This is a genomic window from Paenibacillus forsythiae T98, from assembly GCF_000520735.1.
In the GTDB taxonomy this organism is placed as follows: Bacteria; Bacillota; Bacilli; order Paenibacillales; family Paenibacillaceae; genus Paenibacillus_AQ; species Paenibacillus_AQ forsythiae.
The window spans coordinates 1-1,656 of sequence record NZ_ASSC01000548.1; the positions used below are offsets into that span (position 1 = coordinate 1).

2 protein-coding genes and 1 pseudogene are annotated in these 1,656 nt (G+C 57.8%); all 3 read right to left on the reverse strand.

All coding sequences use genetic code 11. The features are described from left to right. Nucleotides 1–200 (reverse strand): annotated as a pseudogene (locus L692_RS29200) (methionyl-tRNA formyltransferase); the annotation flags it as partial. Nucleotides 201–205: 5 nt separating this feature from the next. Next, nucleotides 206–691, reverse strand: coding sequence for a peptide deformylase (gene def / locus L692_RS0117210; protein ID WP_025701347.1), 486 nt, complete (start codon nucleotides 689–691; stop codon nucleotides 206–208). A 45-nt stretch (nucleotides 692–736) separates the two neighbouring features. Beyond that, a partial coding sequence (gene priA, locus L692_RS0117215; protein WP_025701348.1) for a replication restart helicase PriA occupies nucleotides 737–1,656 on the reverse strand: 920 nt, incomplete at its 5' end.

Sequence of the window (1,656 nt, forward strand, 5' to 3'; positions counted from 1 at the left end):
CGCCGCATCCGTTCAGGCTGAAGGACGGGAAGGCCCAGCGCCTCCGCAGCCGCTTTGACTGGCGACGGCGTCAGTATCTTCTTCCTCCCCTGCGGACGATCGGGCTGGGTGACGACAGCGGCGACTTCATAGCCTTCATTCACCAGCATTTGCAGACAAGGCACCGCGAAAGCGGGTGTGCCCATGAACACAATCTTCATTTCATTCACTCCCCGGCCTGGCTGCGTTCCGCATTGATCTCGTATACCTTCTCCGCTATATCCGTGAACAGCACGCCATTCAGATGATCGATTTCATGCTGGAATGCCCGGGCGAGCAGTCCGCTTCCCGTGATCGTAATCTCGTTGCCTTCACGGTCGAGGCCCCGGACCGTTACCGTCTCCGCGCGGCGCACATCACCGTTAAGGCCAGGAATACTCAGGCAGCCTTCCGGCCCAAGCTGCTCGCCTTCGGATTTGATGATTTCAGGATTGATCATCTTGATCAATCCATGCTCTTCATCGGCGTCAACCACAATCAGCCGCTTCAGAATGCCCACCTGCGGCGCGGCCAGACCGACGCCCTCGGCGTCATACATCGTATCCGCCATATCATCCAGCAGCTTTTGCACATTGGGTGTAATTTTCGCAACCGCCTTTGCTGTCTTGTGCAGCACCTCGTCGGGCTCTTTCACGATTAAACGTATCGCCATTTTCGCCAACACCTTCCTGTATTTATATATATTATGCCAAAATGGCTACATCAGCATTTGGGGATCGACATCAATGCTGATCTGAAGCACCGGATCGCGGAGCGAATCCTCCAGTTGTTCCGACACCTCGCGGGCCAGTCCGATGGCGTCTATAGCTCCCCGCCATTTGATCATGCATTGGAACCGGTATCGCCCCTTTAACCGGGGCAGCGGGGAGGCTACGGGACCGAGTAGGTCGAGTCCGTAAGATGTCAGCTTGTCCAGGCTTCCGAACCATCGGCGCTGTCTCGCCTTTCCCTCGATGTTCTTCGCATAATTCTCGGCCATGCGCAGCGCCACCGGCATTTGCTCATGCGACAGCGTTACAAGAATCAGCCGGCAGTAGGGAGGATAGTGAAGCGCCTTCCGATGTCTCAGCTCCTCCCTTACGAACGAGGCGTAGTCATGGCGGCTGGCGTGAATGATCGAGTAATGATCCGGCGTGTAGGACTGGACCAGCACCTCTCCGGCAAGCTTATGCCGTCCCGCCCGTCCCGCTACCTGCGTAAGCAGCTGGAAGGTCTTCTCGGCGGCCCGGAAATCCGGCAGGTTCAGCGCCGAATCCGCCGTGATAACGCCCACCAGCGTCACATCGGGAAAATCCAGCCCCTTGGCCACCATCTGCGTTCCGAGCAGCACATCGGCCTTCTTGTCCCTGAATTGACCGAGCAGCTTCTCATGCGAGCCTTTCTCGGTCGTCGTATCAACATCCATCCGGATGACCCGCATTCCCGGAAACAGCTTGACCAGTTCTTCTTCCACACGCTGCGTTCCCGTTCCGAAGAAGCGGATATGCTCGCTGCCGCATTCGGGACAGACCTCCGGAGCTGGCTCTGCATGACCGCAGTAATGACAGCGCAGGTTATTGCTCCGGCTGTGGTACGTCAGCGAAATATCGCACTCGGGGCAGCCGGCGACGTAGCCGC

Excerpts from the sequence above, each read along its gene's own strand:
- def (WP_025701347.1), bottom strand. The coding sequence starts at position 691 with ATGGCGATACGTTTAATCGTGAAAGAGCCCGACGAGGTGCTGCACAAG.